Origin of the sequence: Mycobacterium sp. 663a-19 (genome assembly GCF_035616495.1) — a bacterium.
Taxonomy (GTDB): domain Bacteria; phylum Actinomycetota; class Actinomycetes; order Mycobacteriales; family Mycobacteriaceae; genus Mycobacterium.
This window is the reverse complement of sequence record NZ_JAPJAV010000005.1, coordinates 195674-217019: the sequence shown is the minus strand read 5'-3', so window position 1 is coordinate 217019 and position 21346 is coordinate 195674. Positions and strand designations below refer to the sequence as shown.

Sequence of the window (21346 nt, the reverse complement as noted above, 5' to 3'; positions counted from 1 at the left end):
AGAGTCATGTCGGAACGCGTCATCCTGGCGTATTCGGGCGGCCTGGACACCTCGGTGGCGATCAGCTGGATCGGCAAGGAGACCGGCCGCGAGGTCGTGGCGGTGGCGATCGACCTCGGCCAGGGCGGCGAGGACATGGAGGTCATCCGCCAGCGGGCGCTGGACTGCGGCGCCGTCGAGGCGGTCGTGGTCGATGCCCGCGACGAATTCGCCGACGAGTACTGCCTGCCCACCGTGCTGAACAACGCGCTGTACATGGACCGCTACCCGCTGGTGTCCGCGATCAGCCGGCCGCTGATCGTCAAGCACCTGGTCGCGGCCGCGCGCGAGCACGGCGGCGGCATCGTCGCGCACGGCTGCACCGGCAAGGGCAACGACCAGGTCCGGTTCGAGGTCGGATTCGCTTCGCTGGCACCGGATTTGGAGGTGCTGGCGCCGGTGCGCGACTACGCCTGGACGCGGGAGAAGGCTATCGCGTTCGCCGAGGAGAACGCTATCCCGATCAACGTCACCAAGCGGTCGCCGTTCTCGATCGACCAGAACGTGTGGGGCCGCGCCGTGGAAACCGGCTTCCTGGAACACCTTTGGAACGCCCCCACCAAGGATGTCTACGCCTACACCGAGGACCCCACCGTGACCTGGAGCCCGCCCGACGAGGTGATCGTCGGGTTCGAGCGCGGCGCGCCGGTGTCCATCGACGGCCGGCCGGTGTCGATGCTGCAGGCGATCCAGGAGCTCAACGCCCGCGCCGGCGCGCAGGGCGTGGGGCGCCTGGACGTCGTCGAGGACCGGCTGGTCGGCATCAAGAGCCGCGAAATCTACGAGGCGCCCGGGGCGATGGTGCTCGTCACCGCGCACACCGAGCTCGAGCACGTCACCCTCGAGCGTGAGCTGGGCCGCTTCAAGCGACACACCGACCAGCGCTGGGCCGAGCTGGTGTACGACGGGCTGTGGTACTCGCCGCTCAAGGTCGCGCTGGAGAGCTTCGTCGCCAAGACGCAGGAGCACGTCTCCGGCGAGATCCGAATGGTGTTGCACGGCGGGCACATTGCGGTCAATGGCCGCCGCAGCGACGAATCCCTGTACGACTTCAACCTGGCCACCTACGACGAGGGCGACTGCTTCGACCAGTCCATGTCGAAGGGCTTCGTGTACGTGCACGGGTTGTCGTCGAAGATCGCGGCCCGCCGGGACCAGCAGTGACCCTTTCCCCGCGAGCAGACATAAAAGCCCCCGACACGCCGGGCAAAACGGTGCATTTGCGTCTGCTCGCCGGAGAAAAGTGAGCACCCGCGAGGGGTCGCTGTGGGGCGGGCGGTTCGCCGACGGCCCGTCCGACGCGCTGGCCGCGCTGAGCAAGTCCACCCACTTCGACTGGGTGCTGGCGCCCTACGACATCACCGCGTCGCGGGCCCACACCATCGTGCTGTTTAGGGCCGGGCTGCTCACCGAGGAGCAGCGCGACGGCCTGCTGGCCGGGCTGGACAGCCTCGCCGCGGACGTGGCCGACGGCAGCTTCACCCCGCTGGTCAGCGACGAGGACGTGCACGCCGCCCTGGAGCGCGGTCTGATCGACCGGGTGGGACCCGACCTGGGCGGGCGGCTGCGGGCCGGCCGGTCCCGTAACGATCAGGTGGCCACGCTGTTCCGGATGTGGCTGCGCGACGCGGTGCGCCGGGTCGCCGCCGGGGCGCTCGACGTGGTGGCGGCGCTGGCCGCCCAGGCCGGCGCGCACCCGAGGGCCATCATGCCCGGCAAGACCCATCTGCAGTCGGCCCAGCCGATCCTGCTGGCCCACCACCTGCTGGCGCACGCGCACCCCCTGCTGCGCGACGTGGACCGGATCGTCGACTTCGACAAGCGCGCGGCGGTGTCCCCGTACGGCGCGGGCGCGCTGGCCGGGTCGTCGCTGGGCCTGGACCCCGACGCGATCGCCGCCGACCTGGGTTTCGCCGCCGCCGCCGACAACTCCGTCGACGCGACCGCGGCCCGGGATTTCGCCGCGGAGGCCGCGTTCGTGTTCGCGATGATCGCCGTTGACCTGTCCCGGCTGGCCGAGGACATCATCATCTGGAGCTCGACGGAGTTCGGCTACGTCACGCTGCACGATTCGTGGTCCACCGGCAGCTCGATCATGCCGCAGAAGAAGAACCCCGACATCGCCGAGCTGGCCCGCGGCAAGTCGGGGCGGCTGATCGGAAACCTGGCCGGGCTGCTGGCGACCCTGAAGGCCCAGCCGCTGGCCTACAACCGTGACCTGCAGGAGGACAAGGAACCGGTGTTCGACTCGGTGGCCCAGCTGGAGCTGCTGCTGCCGGCGATGGCGGGGCTGGTGGGCAGCCTGACGTTCAACGTCGAGCGGATGGCCGCCCTGGCCCCGGCCGGGTACACGCTGGCCACCGATATCGCCGAATGGCTTGTGCGCCAAGGTGTTCCGTTCCGTTCCGCGCACGAGGCCGCCGGCGCCGCGGTGCGCGCGGCCGAGGCGCGCGGCGTCGGGCTCGAGGAGCTGACCGACGACGAGCTGGCCGCCATCAGCGCCGACCTGACGCCGCAGGTCAGGGAGGTTTTGACGATCGAGGGCTCGGTGGCGGCGCGCGACGCCAGGGGTGGCACCGCGCCGACCCGGGTCGCCGACCAACTCGACGCGGTCCTGGCCAGCTGCGAGCGGCTGAACGAGCGGCTGCGGCAGCAGTCGGCGGCCTGAACGGGACCTGAACGGGATCCGCCGTTTCTTTGCCGTCAATTTGCGAGCCGACTAAGCTGCCCTCAGCTATGCAGTCCGGGTGAACCTCTCGGCCCGGACGTTCGTTACCAAGGGGTGGGACCGATGAGCGTCATCGCAGGTGTTTCCGGTGCGTTGCCGCCGTATCGGTATCCCCAGCGGGAGCTCACCGACTTCTTCGTCAGCATTCCGGAGTTCGAGGGGTACGAGGACATCGTCCGCCAGCTGCACGCCAGCGCCAAGGTCAACAGCCGGCACCTGGTCCTGCCGCTGGAGCGGTACCCGGCGCTGACCGACTTCGGCCAGGCGAACCGGATCTTCATCGAAAACGCCGTCGACCTGGGCTGCGAGGCGCTGTCCGGCGCGCTGGACGAGGCCGGCCTGCGGCCGCAGGACCTCGACGTGCTCGTCACGACGACGGTCACCGGGCTGGCGGTGCCGTCGCTGGACGCCCGGATCGCGGGGCGGCTCGGGCTGCGCGACGACGTGCGGCGGGTGCCGCTGTTCGGCCTGGGCTGCGTGGCCGGGGCCGCAGGGGTGGCCCGGCTGAACGACTACCTGCGCGGCGCGCCGGACGGGGTCGCGGCGCTGGTTTCGGTCGAGCTCTGCTCGCTGACCTACCCCGGATACAAGCCGTCGCTGGCCGGTCTGGTCGGCAGCGCGTTGTTTGCTGACGGCGCCGGCGCGGTGGTCGCGGTCGGGGAGCGGCGCGCCGAACGGGTGGGCGCCGGCGGGCCCGACATCCTCGACTCCCGCAGCCACCTGTATCCCGACTCGCTGCGCACCATGGGCTACGACATCGGCACGACGGGGTTCGAGCTGGTGCTGTCGAAGGACGTCGCGGCCGTCGTGGAGCAGTACATCGAGGACGACGTCACGCAGTTTCTGGGGGCGCACGACCTGACCACCACCGACATCGGCGCCTTTGTCAGCCACCCCGGCGGCCCCAAGGTCATCGAGGCGATCAACGCGAGCCTCGACCTGGCGCCCGAGGCGCTCGAGCTGACCTGGCGCTCGCTTGGCGAGATCGGCAACCTCAGCTCCGCATCGGTGCTGCACGTGCTGCGCGACACCCTCGCCAAACCGCCGCCCAGCGAGAGCGCCGGGCTGATGATCGCGATGGGCCCCGGCTTCTGCTCCGAACTCGTGTTGTTGCGTTGGCACTGATGCGCGCCCGTGGATTCCTGCTCGTCGGTTAGGCACCGCCATATTGGGGTCGCGGCGATGAAGGGTTTTACGTGGGTCGCATGAACAGCAGCCAGGACGAGCTTGTCAGGGCCCTGCGCGCGTCGTTGAAGGAAAACGAGCGGCTGAAGCGGGAGAACCGCGAGCAGCTGGCCGCGGCGAACGACCCGATCGCGGTGGTGGGGATGGCGTGCCGGTATCCGGGCGGGGTGGACTCCCCGGAGGCCCTGTGGGAGATGGTGGTCGAAGGCCGCGACGTGGTGTCCGATTTCCCGGCCGACCGCGGCTGGGATCTCGGCGGCCTGTTCGATCCTGATCCCGACGCGATCGGAAAGTCGTACGCCCGCTGCGGGGGGTTCCTTTCGGACGCAGCCGATTTCGATGCCGGGTTCTTCGGCATCGCGCCCAGCGAGGCGCTCGCGATGGATCCGCAGCAGCGCTTGCTGCTGGAGGTGTCGTGGGAAGCGTTGGAGCGGGCCGGGATTGACCCGTCGACGCTGCGGGGTTCGATGACGGGCGTGTTCGCCGGGATATTCCACGGTTCGTACGGCGGCCAGGGGCGGGTGCCCGGAGACCTGGAGCGATACGGGTTGCGCGGTTCGACGCTGAGCGTGGCCTCCGGGCGGGTCGCGTACTCGCTGGGCCTGGAAGGCCCCGCCGTGTCGGTGGATACGGCGTGTTCGTCGTCGTTGGTGGCGCTGCACCTGGCGGCGCGCTCGTTGCGGGCGGTCGAGTGCGACGTGGCGTTGGTCGGCGGGGTGACGGTGATGGCCACCCCGGCGATGTTCATCGAGTTCAGTCGTCAGCGCGCGCTGGCCGCCGACGGGCGGTGCAAGGCCTACGCCGGTGCGGCCGACGGAACTGGTTTCTCCGAGGGTGTCGGGGTTTTGGTGCTGCAGCGGTTGGCCGACGCGCGGCGGACGGGGCATCCGGTGCTCGCGGTGGTGCGCGGCTCGGCGGTCAACCAGGATGGCGCGTCCAACGGGCTGGCGACCCCGAACGGGCCGGCGCAGCAGCGGGTGGTTCGTGCCGCGCTGGCCAACGCGCGGCTGAGCGCGGCCGACGTGGACCTGGTGGAGGGCCACGGGACGGGCACCACGTTGGGCGATCCGATTGAGGCCCAAGCGCTTCTGGCGACCTACGGGCAGGACCGCCCCGCGGATCGCCCGCTGTGGTTGGGGTCGATCAAGTCGAACATGGGACACACGTCGGCCGCCGCGGGCGTGGCCGGGGTGATCAAGATGGTGCAGGCGATCCGGCACGGCCTGATGCCGCGCACCCTGCACGTGGATGTGCCGACGCCGCACGTGGATTGGTCGGCGGGCGCGGTCTCGTTGTTGGCGGAGCCGCGGTACTGGCCCGCGCAGAACCGGCCGCGGCGGGCCGGCGTGTCATCGTTCGGGATCAGCGGGACGAACGCGCACGTGATCCTGGAGGAAGCCCCGCCGCCGGCTCCGGAAGGCGTTGGCGCTTCGGGTGATAGCGACATGCCGGCGGTTCCGTGGGTGTTGTCGGCCCGTTCGGCCGAGGCGTTGGCCGCGCAGGCGGACCGGTTGCGGGCGCACGTGGCCGCCGACCCGGACCTGGATGCGGTCGACGTGGGCTGGTCGCTGGCGTCGACACGCTCGGTGTTCGAGCACCGGGCGGTGGTGGTGGGCGACCGTGAGCAGCTGATGGCCGGGCTGGCCGGGCTGGCGGCCGGCGATCCCGGCGCGAACGTCGTCGCGGGGCGGGCGCGCGGGGTGGACCGGACGGTGTTCGTCTTTCCCGGGCAGGGCTCGCAATGGGCCGGCATGGGGGCCCAATTGCTCGACACGTCAAGGGTATTCGCCGACCAGATGCACCAATGCGAAAAGGCGCTCGGCGAGCACGTGGAATGGTCCCTGATCGACGTCATCCGCGGCGCGGCGGGCGCGCCGGGGCTCGACCGCGTCGATGTGGTGCAACCGGTCCTGTGGGCGGTGATGGTGTCGCTGGCCGAGCTGTGGCGGTCGGTGAGCGTGCGCCCCGACGCGGTGATCGGCCACTCCCAGGGCGAGATCGCCGCGGCGTACGTGGCGGGGGCGTTGTCGCTCGAGGACGCCGCCCGGGTGGTGGCGCTGCGCAGCCGGCTGCTGGTTCGGTTGTCCGGCGCCGGGGGAATGGTCTCCCTGGCGTGTGGGCTGCCGAGGGCGCACGAGTTGCTGGCGCGATCGGCCGGCCGTCTCGATATCGCTGCCGTCAACGGTGTTTCGGCCGTCGTCGTCTCCGGTGAGGTGGACGCCCTGGAGGAACTGATGGGGTGCTGCGAGGCCCAGGGCGTGCGGGCCCGCAGGATCGACGTCGACTACGCCTCGCACTCGGCGCAGGTGGATGCGATCCGTGAGCCGCTTGCCCGGGCGCTGAGTGGCATCGAGCCGCACTCGTCCCCGGTGGCGTTCTTCTCGACGGTCACCGGTGGGCCGATGGACACCGCCGGTTTGGACGCCGAGTACTGGTACCGGAGCATCCGGCAGACCGTGCAGTTCGAGCGCGCGGTGCGCGGCGCCCGCGACGCCGGGCATCGGGTGTTCATCGAATCCAGCCCGCATCCGGTGCTGATCGCCGGCATCGAGGAGACCCTGGCCGGTGACGCCCCGCACGGCGGCGACGCCGTCGTCGTTCCGTCGCTGGGCCGCGACGACGGCGGGCTGGACCGGTTTTGGCTGTCGGCGGGTCAGGCCCACGCCGCGGGCGTGGCGGTGAACTGGCGGGCGGCGTTCACCGGTGGCTGCCAGGTGCCGTTGCCGACGTATGCCTTTCAGCGCCAACGGTTTTGGCTGCCGGACTCCGGCGCCGCTGCCGCGGACGTGGGCGGCCTGGGTTTGGCGGGGGCCGAACACGGCCTGCTGGGCGCGGTGGTCCAGCGACCCGACTCGGGCGGGGTGGTGCTCACCGGCCGGCTCTCGACGGCCGCCCAACCGTGGTTGGCCGATCACGCGGTGGCCGGGACGGTGTTGTTCCCGGGCGCGGGCTTCGTGGAGCTGGTGTTTCGGGCCGGCGACGAGGTCGGCTGCACCGTGGTGGAGGAGCTGACGCTGTCGGCGCCGCTGCCGCTGCGTGACGGGGCGCAGGTACAGGTGGTGGTGGGCGCCGCGTCCGGTTCAGGGGACCGGACCGTATCGGTGTATTCGCTTGGTGCCGAGCCCGGTTCGGAATGGGTGTTGCACGCCGAGGGCGTGTTGAGCGCCGGCACCGTGCGGCCGGCCGCGGACATGTCGGTGTGGCCGCCGGTGGGGGCGACGGCGATGGACGTCGCCGTCGCCTACGAGCGACTCGCCGAGCGGGGCTATGAGTACGGCCCGGCATTTCAAGGCTTGCGGGCGATGTGGCAGCGCGGCAACGAGGTCTTCGCCGAGGTCGCCGTCCCGGAGGCCGCCGGAACGGAGGTCGGCGGTTTCGGAATCCACCCGGTGCTGCTGGACGCGGCGTTGCACGCGATGGGCGTGGCCGGCGAACAGGCCGAGACGATGTTGCCGTTTTCCTGGCAGGGCGTGTGTTTGCACGCCGCGGGCGCGTCGCGGGCGCGAGTCCGGATCGCACCGGTGGGCGTGGCGGCGGTGTCGGTGGACCTGGCCGACGGTGCGGGCCTGCCGGTCCTGTCGGTGCGCGAGCTGGTGGTTCGCCCGGTCTCGGTGGCGCAGTTGTCGGCGCCGGCTGGGCCTCGGGGCGGCGGCGGGCTGTTCGAGGTGACCTGGGCGCCGGTGCCGTTGCAGCCCAACGCCGTTGGCGGTGACGTGATGATTTGGCGGCCGGGCGCGGGCGCCGATGTCGGGTCGGTGTATTCGGCCACCCACGAGGCGCTGGGGGTGCTGCAATCCTGGCTGGCCGGTGAGGGTTCCGGGGTGCTCGTCGTGGTCACGCAAGGGGCGGTGGGGCTGCCCGGTGAGGGCGTCGAGGATTTGGCCGGTGCGGCGGTGTGGGGGCTGGTGCGCTCGGCGCAGGCCGAGCATCCGGGACGGGTGGTCCTGGTGGACTCGGACGGGTCGATCGACCCCCGCGACGTGATCGGCTGCGGCGAACCACAATTGGTGGTGCGCTCCGGCGTCGCCCATGCAGCCCGGTTGTCGACCGTGGGCGCGCCGCAACTGCCGGCCGGCGCGTGGCGGATGACCGCGGGTGGCGGGGGCACGTTGGAGGACCTGGTGGTGCGGTCGTGCCCGCGGGGGGAGTTGGCCGCGGGGCAGGTGCGGGTGGCGGTGGCCGCGGTCGGGGTGAACTTCCGGGATGTGCTGGTGGCGTTGGGAATGTATCCCGGCGGCGGCGAGATCGGCGTCGAGGGCGCGGGCGTGGTCGTCGAGGTCGGCGACGGCGTGACCAGGCTCGCGGTCGGCGACGCGGTGCTGGGGCTGTTGGGGGTGGTCGGCTCCGAGGCGGTGGTGGATGCCCGGCTGGTGACCGCGATGCCCGCGGGCTGGTCGCCGGCGCGGGCCGCCGGGGTGCCGGTGGTGTTCTTGACCGCCCTGTACGGGTTGTCGGTGCTGGCCGGCGTCCAGGCCGGCCAGCGCGTGTTGGTGCACGCGGGCACCGGCGGGGTGGGCATGGCCGCGGTGCAGCTGGCCCGCCATTGGGGGGCCGAGGTCTTCGTCACCGCCAGCCGCGGCAAGTGGGACACGTTGCGGGCGATGGGTTTTGACGACGACCACATCGGGGACTCGCGAACGTGCGAGTTCGAGCAGAAGTTCCTGGCCGCCACCGGCGGGGCCGGGGTGGATGTGGTGCTCAACTCGCTGGCCGGCGAGTTCATCGACGCGTCGCTGCGATTGCTGGCCGGTGGCGGGCACTTCATTGAGATGGGCAAGACCGACCTGCGCGACCCCCAGGCGGTGGCAGCCCAACATCCCGGCGTGCACTACCGGGCATTCGACCTGATCGAGGCCGGCCCCGATCGCACCGCGGCGATGCTCGCCGAGCTGATGGCCCTGTTTGCGGACGGCACATTGAAGCCGTTGCCCGTCAAGGCCTTTGACGTGCGCTGCGCCGCGACCGCCTACCGCATGATCAGCCAGGCCCGGCACGTCGGCAAATTGGTGCTCATCGTCCCCGACGGGCCGGGCGCGCTGCTCAGTGGATGCGACGGCGGGCTGGCCGGGGGCAGCGTGGTGATCACCGGGGGGACCGGGATGGCCGGTTCGGCGCTGGCCGGGCATTTGGTGGCCCGCTATGGGGTGGGGCATGTGGTGTTGGCCAGCCGCAGCGGAGCCGGCGGCGAAGACGTATCCGATTTGGTGGCCCGGCTCGAAGGCGCCGGTGCGCGGGTGTCGGTGGTGGCCTGTGATGTGGCCGACCGCGGCCAGGTGGCGGCGCTGATCGCGGGGCTGCCGGACGAATATCCGCTCAGGGGGGTGTTTCATGCCGCGGGGGTGCTCGATGACGGGTTGATCGGGTCGTTGACGCGCGAGCGGGTGGACGCGGTGTTGCGGGCCAAGGTGGATGGGGCCTGGAATTTGCATGAGCTGACCCGGGGTTTGGATGTGTCGGCGTTTGTGCTGTTTTCGTCGATGGCCGGCATCGTGGGGACCCCGGGGCAGGGCAACTATGCGGCGGCCAACAGTTTTCTCGACGGGCTGGCCGCGCATCGGCGGGCGCAGGGGCTGGCCGGGTTGTCGGTGGCCTGGGGGCTGTGGGAGCAGGCCAGCGCGATGACCCGACACCTGGCCGACCGCGACATCGCCCGGATGAGCAGGCTCGGGCTCGCGCCGCTGTCCACCGAGCAGGCGCTACGGCTGTTCGACGACGCCATGCTCACCGACCGCGCCACGACGGTGGCCGCTCGCGTCGACCCCGCCGCGCTGGCCGACCAGCGCGCCGCGCTGCCGCCGCTGCTGAGCAAGCTGGTGGCCGCCCGGCCCGCCCGGCGCGTCATCGACGAGGCCGACAGCACGGCGGCGTCGATGACGAGCCTCGTCGCGCGGCTGCGCGGCCTCACCGCCGAGCAGCGCCACGACCAACTCGTCGGACTGGTGTGCGGCAACGCGGCCACCGTGCTGGGCCGCCAGAACGCCGCGGACATCAACGCCGGCAGCGTCTTTCAAGACCTCGGGTTCGACTCGCTGACCGCCGTCGAACTCCGCAACCGCCTCAAAACCGCCACCGGACTGAGCCTTTCGCCCACCCTGATCTTCGACTACCCGACGCCGATCGTCCTGGCCGAGCACCTCGACACCCGGCTGGCCGCCGACACCACCGGCGCCGAACCGAACATGAACCGCTTCGACGACATCACTCGTGAACTGCAAGCGCTGCTCGAGCGACCCGACTGGAAACCCGAGGACAGAACGCAGCTCGCCGCCCGAATCCAGGCCCTGCTGACCGTTCTCGGCACCCACCACGACCCCAACGAGCCGCACGACCTCGACGACGAGGACCTCCAAAATGCCACCGAAAGCCAGCTCTTCGCGATCCTCGACGAAGAGCTCGGCTCCTAACACGACGGAGCGACAGTGTCGGGGACCGACAAGCATCTTGACTACCTGAAGCGCCTCACCGCGGATCTGCGGCGCACCCGGCGGCGCCTTTCCGAATTGGAAGGCAAGCTGTCCGAGCCGGTGGCGGTGGTGGGGATGGCGTGCCGGTATCCGGGCGGGGTGGATTCGCCCGAGGGCCTGTGGGACATGGTGGTCGAGGGTCGCGACGCGGTGTCCGACTTTCCCGCGGATCGGGGCTGGGACGTGGCCGGGCTGTACGACCCGGACCCCGACGCGCCGGGCAAGATGTACGTGCGCCAGGGCTCATTCCTCACCGACGCCGGGGATTTCGACGCCGGATTCTTCGGCGTCGGTCCCAGCGAGGCGCTCGCGATGGATCCCCAGCAGCGGCTGATGCTGGAGCTGTCGTGGGAAGCGTTGGAGCGGGCCCGGATTGACCCGATGGGGTTGCGCGGTTCGGCGACGGGCGTGTTCGCCGGCGTGATCCACGCCGGCTACGGCGGCGAGGTGCACGGCGAGCTGGAGGGCTACGGCCTCACCGGCTCGACGCTGAGCGTCGCCTCGGGGCGGGTGTCGTACGTGCTGGGCCTGGAGGGCCCGGCGGTGTCGGTGGACACCGCGTGTTCGTCGTCGTTGGTGGCGCTGCACCTGGCCGCGCAGTCGTTGCGGTCGGGGGAGAGCGATCTGGCGGTGGTGGGCGGCGTGACGGTGATGGCCACGCCCGCGGCATTCGTGGAATTCAGCCGCCAGCGGGCACTGGCGCCCGACGGGCGGTGCAAGGTGTACGCCGGCGCGGCCGACGGCACCGCATGGTCCGAGGGGGCGGGGGTCCTGGTCGTGGAGCGCCTTGCCGACGCGCGACGGCTGGGGCACCCGGTGTTGGCCGTCGTGCGGGGCTCCGCGGTGAACCAGGATGGCGCGTCCAACGGGCTGACCGCGCCCAATGGGCCGGCGCAGCAACGGGTCGTCCGGGCCGCGCTGGCCGATGCCCGGTTGGCCGCGGCCGACGTGGACCTGGTGGAGGGCCACGGGACGGGCACCACGTTGGGCGATCCGATTGAGGCGCAAGCGCTTCTGGCCACCTACGGGCAGGATCGGCCGGCGGATCGGCCGCTGTGGCTGGGGTCCATCAAATCCAACATCGGTCACACGTCGGCCGCCGCGGGGGTGGCCGGGGTGATCAAGGTGGTGCAGGCGATCCGGCACGGCATCATGCCGCAGACGCTGCACGTGGATGTGCCCACGCCGCACGTGGATTGGTCGGCGGGGGCGGTGTCGGTGTTGAGCGAGTCACGGCCCTGGCCGGAGGGGGACGGCCCCCGCCGCGCGGGCGTGTCGTCGTTCGGGATCAGCGGGACCAACGCGCACGTGATCATCGAGCAGCCGCCGGCGCCGGAGGCCGAAAGCGTTGCGGCGCCGCCCGACGACTCCGCGACGGCGTGGGTGCTGTCCGCCCGCTCGGAGCGCGCGTTGGCCAACCAGGCCAGGCGATTGCTGGCGCGGGTGGCCGCCGAGGCGGACCTGAGCCCCGCGGACGTGGGTTGGTCGCTGGTGACGACGCGGTCCACATTCGACCACCGGGCCGTGGTGGTCGGCGCCGGCCGTGACGATCTCATGGCGGGCCTGATCGAGCTGGCCGCCGGCGAGCCGGGCGCGGGCGTCGTGGTCGGGCGCGCCCAGGCGGCGGGCAAGATCGCGTTCGTGTTTCCCGGCCAGGGCGCGCAGTGGCTGGGGGTGGGCCTAGAGTTGCACGAGCGCTTCCCGGCCTTCGCGGAGGCGTTCGACGACGCGGCGACAGCATTGGATCCCCACCTGAGATTGCCACTGCGGCAGGTGATCTGGGGCGATGACGCCGCGCTGCTGGAGAGCACGGAATTCGCGCAGCCGGCGCTTTTCGCCGTCGAGGTGGCAATGGCGGCGCTGCTGCGGCACGTCGGCGTGGTGCCGGACGTGGTGACGGGCCATTCCGTGGGCGAGATCACCGCGGCCCACGTCGCCGGGGTGCTGTCGCTTGCGGACGCGGCCAGGGTGGTGGCGGGCCGGGGCCGGCTGATGGCGGCCCTGCCCGCCGGCGGGGCGATGGTTGCGATAGCCGCCGCCGAATCCGAGGTGGCGCCCATGCTCACCGACGGCGTGGGCATCGCGGCGATCAACGGCCCCAACGCGGTCGTGATCTCGGGTGCCGACGGCCCGGTGACCGCGGTGGCGGAACGGTTGGCGCGGCAGGGCCGGCGGGTCCACCGCCTGGCGGTGTCGCACGCCTTCCATTCGGTGCTGATGGAGCCGATGCTCGAGGAGTTCGCGCGACTGCTCGCCGGGGTTTCGGCCGCCGAACCGCGAATTGCGCTGGTGTCCAACCTCACCGGTGAGCTGGCCGGTGCCGGGTACGGCTCACCGCGGTACTGGGTCGACCACGTGCGGCGGCCGGTCCGCTTCGTCGACGGCGTGCGGGTCGCCGAATCGATCGGCGCCGGCCTGTTCGTGGAGGTGGGTCCCGGCCGTGGTCTCACCGCCGCCGTCGAGCAGTCGCTGACCGCCGGGCAGGCGGCCTCGGTGGTGACGCTGGCCAAGGACCGGCCCGAACCCGAGTCGCTGCTGTCCGCGCTGGCGCAGATGTTCACCCGCGGCGTCGGCGTCGATTGGCCCGCCGCGCTGGAGGGCGGGCGTCGAATCGACCTACCAACCTACGGCTTTGTGCGGCAGCGGTTTTGGCTGCCCTACGGGGCGGTCGGCGCGGCGGACATCAGCGGCGCGGGGCTGACGCGCGCCGGGCATCCGTTGTTGAGCGCGGTGGTGGAGCGCCCCGACTCGGGTGGCGTGGTGCTGACCGGCGCGCTGTCGGTGGGCGATTTCCCCTGGCTGGCGGATCACGTCGTCGACGGGGTGATGCTGTTTCCCGGCGCGGGCTTCGTGGAGCTGGTGTTGCGGGCGGGCGACGAGGTCGGCTGCTCGGTGGTCGAGGAGCTGACGTTGCTGGCGCCGCTGGTGCTGCCGGCGCCCGGTGGGGTGCGGGTGCAGCTGGTGGTGGATGCCCCCGGCGAGTCGGGTTCGCGAACGGTGTGGGTCTATTCGCGCGCCGCGCAACCGGATTCGGTGTGGGTGCTGCACGCGCAGGGCGTGCTGAACACGGGTGCGCCCGCGCCCGCCGCCGATCTGTCGGTGTGGCCGCCGGCCGGCGCCTCGGCGGTGGACGCCGGCGACCTGTACGCCGTGTTGGCGGGCCGGGGCTACGAGTACGGTCCGGCGTTTCAAGGCTTGCGGGGGATGTGGCGGCGGGGACAAGAGATCTTCGCCGACGTGGCGATCGGCGAGGGCGTGACGGTCGCCGGGTTCGGGATTCACCCCGCGGTGCTGGACGCGGCGTTGCACGCGTGGGGGATCGCCGAGGGCCGAGACTCGACCGTGTTGCCGTTTTCCTGGCAGGGCGTGTGTTTGCACGCCGCGGGCGCATCGCGGGTTCGGGTCCGGATCGCACCGGCCGGGGTGGGCGCGGTGTCGGTGGACTTGGCCGATGGCGCGGGCCTGCCCGTGCTGTCGGTGCGCGAGCTGGTGGTTCGCCCGGTCTCGGCGAAGGCGCTGTCGGCCGCGATCGCGGCGGCCGCCGGGGGCGGCGGCGGCCTGTTCGACGTCGTGTGGTCACCGATCCGCTTGGAGCCCAACGGCGTTCGGAGCGACGACGTTGTGGTGTGGCGGCCGGTCGCGGGCGCCGATGTCGGGTCGGTGTATGCGGCCACCCACGAGGCGCTGGGGGTGTTGCAGCCGTTTCTGGCCGGTGAGGGTTCCGGGATGCTGGCGGTGGTGACCCACGGGGCGATCAGCTGGGCCGCCGAGGGAGTCGAGGATTTGGCCGGCGCGGCGGTGTGGGGGCTGGTGCGCTCGGCGCAGGCCGAGCATCCGGGCCGGGTGGTCCTGGTGGACTCGGACGGGTCGATCGATGCCCGCGACGTGATCGGTTGCGGCGAGCCGCAATTGGTGGTGCGCGCGGGTGTGGCGCACGCCGCCCGGTTGGCCCCGGTCGGGGCGGGGACCGTGCTGGAGTTGCCCGCGGGCGGGTGGCGGCTCGCCGCCGGCGGCGGGGGCACGTTGGAGGACCTGGTGGTGCGGTCGTGCCCGCGGGGGGAGCTGGCGGCCGGGCAGGTGCGGGTGGCGGTGGCCGCGGTCGGGGTGAACTTCCGGGATGTGCTGGTGGCGTTGGGAATGTACCCCAGCGGCGGCGAGCTGGGAGCCGAGGGCGCGGGCGTGGTCGTCGAGGTCGGCGACGGCGTGACCGGGCTCGCGGTCGGCGATGCGGTGCTGGGGCTGTTGGGGGTGGTGGGCTCCGAGGCGGTGGTGGATGCGCGGCTGGTGACCGCGGTGCCGGCGGGCTGGTCGCCGGCGCGGTCCGCCGGTGTGCCGGTGGTGTTTTTGACCGCGCTGTACGGGTTGTCGGTGCTGGCCGGCGTCACGGCGGGGCAGAAGGTGTTGGTGCACGCGGGCACCGGCGGGGTGGGCATGGCCGCGGTGCAGCTGGCCCGTCATTGGGGGGCGGAGGTTTTCGTCACCGCCAGCCGCGGCAAGTGGGATACGTTGCGGGCGATGGGTTTTGACGACGACCACATCGGTGACTCGCGAACGTTGGAGTTCGAGCAGAAGTTCCTGGCGACCACGGGCGGGGCCGGGGTGGATGTGGTGCTCAACTCGCTGGCCGGGGAGTTCATTGACGCGTCGCTGCGGTTGCTGGCCGGTGGCGGGCACTTCATCGAGATGGGCAAGACCGACCTGCGCGACCCGCAGGCGGTGGCAGCCGGGCATCCGGGCGTGAAGTACCGGGCATTCGACCTGATGGAGGCCGGCCCGGATCGCACCGCGGCGATGCTCGCCGAGCTGATGGCCCTGTTTGCGGACGGCACATTGAAGCCGTTGCCCGTCAAGGCCTTTGACGTGCGCTGCGCATCCTCGGCCTACCGTTTCGTCAGCCAGGCCCGCCATGTCGGCAAGGTCGTGTTGACCCTGCCCGACGGCCCCGGCAACGCGGTGCTGGCGGGCTCGGGCGGCGGGCTGGCCGGGGGCAGCGTGGTGATCACCGGGGGGACCGGGATGGCCGGTTCGGCGCTGGCCGGGCATTTGGTGGCCCGCTATGGGGTGGGGCATGTGGTGTTGGCCAGCCGCAGCGGAGCGGGCGGGGAGGGTGTGGCGGAGTTGGTGGCCCGGCTCGAAGGCGCCGGTGCGCGGGTGTCGGTGGTGGCCTGTGATGTGGCCGATCGCGGCCAGGTGGCGGCGCTGATCGCGGGGCTGCCGGACGAATATCCGCTCAGGGGGGTGTTTCATGCCGCGGGGGTGCTCGATGACGGGTTGATCGGGTCGTTGACGCGCGAGCGGGTGGATGCGGTGTTGCGGGCCAAGGTGGATGGGGCCTGGAATTTGCATGAGCTGACCCGGGGTTTGGATGTGTCGGCGTTTGTGCTGTTTTCGTCGATGGCCGGCATCGTGGGGACCCCGGGGCAGGGCAATTACGCGGCGGCCAACAGTTTTCTCGACGGGCTGGCCGCGCATCGGCGGGCGCAGGGGCTGGCCGGGTTGTCGGTGGCCTGGGGGCTGTGGGAGCAGGCCAGCGCGATGACCCGACACCTGGCCGACCGCGACAAGGCCCGCATGAGCCGGGCCGGGCTCGCACCGCTGTCCACCGCGCAGGCCCTACAGCTGTTCGACGACGCCATGCTGGCCGACCGCGCGGTGGTGGTCGCCGCCCGGCTCGACGGGGCGGGGTTGGGCGCGAGCGGCGTTGTGCCGCCGCTGCTTCGCGACCTGGTGACCCGCCCGGGGCGCCGGCTCGTCGTCGACCCCGACGACGCGGTGTCGACGTCGGGGTTGGCCTTCCGGCTGCACGGCCTCAGCCCCGAGCAGCGACACCTCCAGTTGGTGGAGTTGGTGTGCACCAACGCCGCGACCGTTCTGGGGCGTTCCAGCGCGGACGTCGAGGCCCAGCTGCCGTTCCAGGACCTCGGGTTCGACTCGCTGACCGCCGTCGAACTCCGCAACCGCCTCAAAACCGCCACCGGGCTGACCCTTTCACCCGCCCTCATCTTCGACTACCCCACCCCGGCGGCGCTGGCCGAACACGTCGACGAGCAGCTCAGCTTCGCGACGATCACCAACGGCGCCGAACCGGACCGGCTGGCCCGCTTCAACGACATCGCCCGCGAGCTGCAAACGTTGGTCAACCAGGGCGACTGGACCCCGGACGAAAAGGCTCACTTCGCTGCGCGCATCCAAACCATCCTCACCGGGCTCAGCGCGCCGGCCCCTAGCGCACCCATGGACGACGGCGGCGACGGCAACGACGGCGACGACATCGCGACCGCCAGCGAAAGCGAGCTCTTCGCCATCCTCGACGAGGACGTCGGCCCCTGATGACCGACATCGCGATCATCGGCCTGGCATGCAGGTTCCCCTGCGCCGCCGGGCCCGGCGATTTCTGGCGCCTCGTCCGCGACGGAGCCGAAGCGACGCGGCTGCCGGGCGACGTCGCCGGGTTCGACGCCGACTTCTTCAACCTGTCGCCCCGCGAGGCCCGCGCGATGGACCCGCGGCAGCGATTGGCCCTCGAATTGGCGTGGGAACTCTTCGAAGACGCTTTCGTGCTGCCGGAAACGCTGCGCGGCGAACGCGTTTCGACCTGCCTCGGGGCGATGACCGACGACTACGCCATCCTGACGCTGCGCGACGCCCCGAACAACCTCGACAATCTCGACCACCACTCGTTTGCCGGGATCAGCAGGGGAATGATCGCCAACAGGATCTCCTATGCCTTCGGGTTGCGGGGTTCCAGCCTGACCGTCGACTCCGGTCAATCGTCCTCCCTGGTCGCGGTGCACCTGGCATGCGAAAGCCTGCGCACGGGCGAGGCGCGGCTGGCGATCGCCGGCGGCATCCACCTCAACCTGGCCGACGAAACAGCGCTGCTCGAAACGGAATTCGGTGCGCTGTCGCCCTCGGGACACACCTACGCGTTCGACGAGCGTGCCGACGGTTACGTGCGGGGCGAAGGCGGTGCCCTGGTGCTGCTGAAATCGTTGCGCGCCGCCCTCGACGACGGGGACCGCATCCGCGCGATCATCCGCGGCAGCGCCGTGGGCAATGCGGGCCACAGCTCGGCGGGCCAGACCGTGCCCTCGGTTTCCGGGGAGGCCGACGTCATCCGGTGTGCGCTGAGCAACGCGAACCTTGCCGCCGACGAGATCGACTACATCGAGGCACACGGCACCGGAACCGAAGTCGGCGATCGAGTCGAGGCGAACGCGCTGGGTGAAATATTCGCCAACCGCGAAAGTCGTCCGGTCAGCGTGGGATCGGTGAAGACCAACATCGGCCACGCGGGTGGCGCCGCGGGAATCGCCGGCCTGCTCAAGGCCGTCCTGGCGCTCGAAAACGCTCTGATCCCACCGACTCTCAACCATGCGCGCGCGAATCCCCAGATCGACCTGGACAGCCTGCGGCTGCGCGTCGACACCGAGCTCACACCCTGGCCCGCGCGGGACCGGCCGCGGCGGGCCGGCGTGTCGTCGTTCGGAATGGGCGGCACCAACGCCCACGTGATCCTCGAGGAGGCTCCCGCGGCGCCGGAAAGCCCTGTGGCCGAGCGTGATCACGCCGCGACGGCCTTGGTGCTGTCGGCGCGATCGGTCGACGCGCTCGCGAACCAGGCCGGGCGGCTGGCCGAACACCTGCGAAACCATGAGGGTTTGGCCGTGGCCGACGTGGCGTGGTCGATGGCGACGACCCGGACGGTGTTCGAGCATCGGGCCGTGCTGGTCGGCGCCGACCGGGACGACGTCGCGGCGGGGCTGGCGGAATTGACGGCCGGGCGCCCGCATGCGGGCGTCGTCGCGGGGCGCGCCCAGGAGCCGGGCAAGACGGTGTTCGTGTTTTCCGGCCAGGGCTCGCAGTGGCTGGGGATGGGCGCCCCGCTGTACGACCGATTCCCGTTGTTCGCCAACGCGTTCGACGAAGCCGTGCGCGCACTGGACGGGCACCTGCGGATACCGCTGAAGCGGGTGATGTGGGGTGATGATGCCGCGCTGCTGCAGAACACCGAGTTCGCCCAGCCGGCCCTATTCGCCGTCGAGTTCGCGCTGGCGGCGTTGTGGCAATCGTGGGGTGTCGTTCCGGACGTCGTGATGGGCCATTCGGTGGGCGAGCTCACCGCGGCGTGCGTGGCGGGCGTTCTGTCGTTGGCGGACGCGGCAAAGGTGGTGGCGGCCCGGGGCCGGTTGATGGCCGGGCTGCCGGCCGGCGGGGCGATGGTCGCGGTGGCCGCCGCCGAGGACGAGGTGTCGCCACTGCTGACCGAGGGCGTCGGCATTGCGGCGGTCAACGGCCCGACGTCGGTGGTGATTTCGGGTGAGCGGGACCCGGTGGCCGCCATCGCGGACCGGATGGCGGAGCAGGGCCGCCGTGTGCATCGGTTGGCCGTCTCGCACGCGTTTCATTCGCCGTTGATGGAACCCGTCGTCGAGGAGTTCGGCCGGGTGGTGGCCGGGGTATCGGCGGATCGGCCGCGAATCCAGTTGGTGTCCAACGTGACCGGGCAGCCGGCCGGTACCGGGTATGGGTCGCCCGAATATTGGGTCCGGCACGTTCGGGAACCGGTCCGGTTCGTCGACGGGGTACGGGCCGCCGAGTCCCTCGGCGCCGACGTGTTTGTGGAGGTGGGTCCCGGCGCGGCCCTGACGGCCGCGGTGGATCAATCGTTGACGGGCGAGCGCGGCACCTCGGTCGCGACGCTCGCCGGCGACCGCCCCGAAATCGAATCGGTGCTCAGCGCGGCCGGGCGCCTGTTCGCCAACGGTGCGAACGTGGATTGGGCGGCGGTGTTGACCGGCACGGGGGCCCGCCGGGTGGAGCTGCCGACGTATGGATTCGCCCGGCAGCGATATTGGCTGGGCGAGCGCGAAGATGCGCCGGCTCCCATCGCGAGCCGGTGGGCGAGCCGGGCCGAGCGGTTGCGGGCGCTGCCGCCCGGGGAGCAGCTGCGTCAGCTGCTGGAGCTGGTGTGCCTGCATGCCGCGGCGGTGCTGGGGCATCCGGGCGGCGATCACATCGATACCGAACGCGCCTTCGAGGACCTCGGGTTCGAGTCGCTGACCGGGGTCGAGTTGCGCAACCGCCTCACGACCGAAACCGGACTGGCATTGCCGCGCACGCTGATCTTCGACTACCCGACGCCTGCGGCATTGGCCGCATACCTTCGGCACCTGCTGCTTGGGGATCGCGAAGCATCGGACGATCACAAGATCTGGTCGACGCTGCGCAAGATTCCCCTCGGGGAGCTTCGCAGAACCGGATTGCTCGACAAACTCCTACAGCTCGCCGGCGAATCCGAAAAGCCTGGTCCCGATTCGACCGTCGGCGACGACGTCATCGACTCTTTGAGCCCCGATGCCCTGATCGCGATGGCGCTGCATCCGGATGAGGACGGCGGTGTTGATTGACGAAAACCGCGTCGGCAGAATCGATTACGGGATCAATTCCGGGCACCTATTTGACAGACGTTGAATAGCAGCGACTTTGCCGCGCGTGCATGACGGCCTAAACTTTCGGGCACCGGGGAGATCTTTGAGCAAAGGGTAGGGCATGAGCGTCATCGCGGGTGTGTTCGGCGCCCTACCACCGCATCGCTACAGCCAGCGCGAGATCACCGATCAATTCGTCGAGTTCCCCGTATTGAAGGAACACGAGGCCATCGTCCGTCGGCTGCACGCCGGGGCAAAAGTCAACAGCCGCCACCTCGTTCTGCCCCTGGCGAAGTACCCGTCGCTGACCGACTTCGGTGAGGCGAACGAAATCTTCATCGACAAGGCGGTGGACCTCGGGTGCGAGGCGCTGCTGGGTGCCCTCGACGAGGCGGGCCTGCGACCGCAGGACGTCGACATGATCGTCACCACGACCGTCACCGGCGTCTTGGTGCCGTCGCTGGACGCCAGGATCACCGGACGACTCGGTCTGCGCCCGGACGTGCGCAGGGTGCCGATGTTCGGTCTGGGCTGCGCCGCCGGCGCGGCGGGGCTGGCCCGGCTGCACGACTATCTGCGTGGCGCGCCCGACGGAGTCGCGGTTCTGGTGTCGGTCGAGCTGTGCTCACTGACCTTCCCGGCCGTCAAGCCGACCGTGTCCGGCCTGGTTGCCACCGCGATGTTCGGCGACGGGGCGGCGGCGGTGGTGGCCGTCGGCGACCGCCGCGCCGAACGGGTGACGGCCGGCGGTCCCCACATCCTCGATTCGCGCAGTCGCCTGTACCCGGAATCGCTGCAGATCATGGGTTGGAATGTGGACTCCACCGGCCTGCAGTTCACGCTGTCTCCCGAGCTGCCGAGTGTCATCGAGCGCTACCTGGCCGACGACGTCAACACGTTCCTCGCCAAGCACGGCTTGACCAAGGACGACATCGGCGCCTGGGTGGCCCACCCTGGCGGACCCAAGGTGATCGGTGCGATCACCAAGAGCGTCCAGCTGCCCCCCGAGGCGCTCGAACTGACCTGGCGCTCGCTCGGCGAAGTCGGCAATCTCTCGTCGGCCTCCGTGCTGCACATCTTGCGTGACACCGCGGCAAAACCGCCGCCCAGCGGAAGCCCCGGGCTGTTGCTTGCGATGGGTCCCGGTTTCTCGTCGGAAATGGTGCTACTGCGCTGGCAGTGAGCCGAGCCGCGAATCATCCAGTCGCCCAACGGCTATGCGACCTCGGCGAGAACGTACGGGAAGCGAAAGACATCGCCGCGAAAGTGCGTCTAGCGAAAAAATAGTGCCGCCCTCTTGCCAGTTGTGATCTTGGTCGGTACTCTTCAACACCGGTGTTATAAGGGGTGTGCAAGTGGGGCGCCGAACCAAAAGTTCGGTGGTGCGAATCTACGTTTGGCGGATTTCCAGCGTGAGGTGTATTCGCGCTGCGCGAAAAACCATGCGTGACTGGCGTTTTCGTCGTTCCCCTGCAACGCAAGCAATGCCGGCATAACAG

Annotated in this window: 7 protein-coding genes; all 7 read left to right on the top strand. The window is 70.9% G+C overall.

Features of this window, described 5'->3' with window-relative positions; genetic code table 11:
- Positions 1 to 6: 6 nt before the first annotated feature.
- Positions 7 to 1203: an argininosuccinate synthase gene (locus OQ968_RS11345; protein WP_324677728.1), complete on the top strand. Its 1197-nt coding sequence runs from the start codon at positions 7 to 9 to the stop codon at positions 1201 to 1203.
- Positions 1204 to 1282: 79 nt separating this feature from the next.
- Positions 1283 to 2707 carry an argininosuccinate lyase gene (argH, locus tag OQ968_RS11340; RefSeq protein ID WP_324677726.1) on the top strand — a complete coding sequence of 475 codons (1425 nt, stop codon included), beginning with the start codon at positions 1283 to 1285 and terminating at the stop codon, positions 2705 to 2707.
- A 123-nt stretch (positions 2708 to 2830) separates the two neighbouring features.
- A complete protein-coding gene (locus OQ968_RS11335) occupies positions 2831 to 3892 on the top strand; it encodes a type III polyketide synthase (RefSeq protein ID WP_324677724.1) in 1062 nt (353 codons plus the stop codon).
- A gap of 80 nt (positions 3893 to 3972) precedes the next feature.
- Entirely contained in the window at positions 3973 to 10356 is a 6384-nt protein-coding gene (locus OQ968_RS11330) for a type I polyketide synthase (RefSeq protein WP_324677722.1), read from the top strand.
- 15 nt (positions 10357 to 10371) lie between these two features.
- Entirely contained in the window at positions 10372 to 16746 is a 6375-nt protein-coding gene (locus tag OQ968_RS11325) for a type I polyketide synthase (RefSeq protein ID WP_324677720.1), read from the top strand.
- Entirely contained in the window at positions 16746 to 19826 is a 3081-nt protein-coding gene (locus tag OQ968_RS11320) for a type I polyketide synthase (protein WP_324677718.1), read from the top strand. The genes OQ968_RS11325 and OQ968_RS11320 overlap by 1 nt, the downstream gene beginning before the upstream one ends.
- Positions 19827 to 19968: 142 nt before the next feature.
- Positions 19969 to 21030: a type III polyketide synthase gene (locus tag OQ968_RS11315; protein WP_324677716.1), complete on the top strand. Its 1062-nt coding sequence runs from the start codon at positions 19969 to 19971 to the stop codon at positions 21028 to 21030.
- Positions 21031 to 21346: the final 316 nt, after the last annotated feature.